Here is a 354-nt window from a genome sequence, read left to right as displayed (position 1 = left end):
CGGCATCATCAAGATGGTTCTGGCGATGCGGCACGGGACCCTGCCCGCGACGCTCCACGCCGACGAGCGTTCCCCGCACGTGGAGTGGGCTTCCGGCGCGGTGTCGCTGTTGACGGAGCCGCGTCCGTGGAGCGCCGGGGACCGGCCTCGTCGGGCGGGTGTGTCGGCGATCGGTGTGAGCGGGACGAACGCGCACGTGATCGTGGAGGAGCCCCCGGCCGTCGAGTCCGCCGCCGTCGGGGATGCGGGGCAACTTCCCGTGATTCCGGATCTGTTGTCCGGTTAGGACGAGGCGGCTCAACGTGCACGGTCACAGCTGGTGCGAGTTGAGGACCATCGGGATCGCCCCACGCG

At 70.3% G+C, this 354-nt stretch carries 1 pseudogene; it reads left to right on the top strand.

From position 1 onward, the window contains the following. Positions 1–283 (top strand): annotated as a pseudogene (locus PUR56_RS01635) (ketoacyl-synthetase C-terminal extension domain-containing protein); the annotation flags it as partial. Between the last annotated feature and the right edge of the window lie 71 nt (positions 284–354).

It is taken from the genome of Streptomyces sp. BE303, from assembly GCF_036290945.1.
In the GTDB taxonomy this organism is placed as follows: Bacteria; Actinomycetota; Actinomycetes; order Streptomycetales; family Streptomycetaceae; genus Kitasatospora.
Note: the sequence above shows the minus strand (reverse complement) of the source record. Positions and strands in the feature narration are given on the sequence as shown.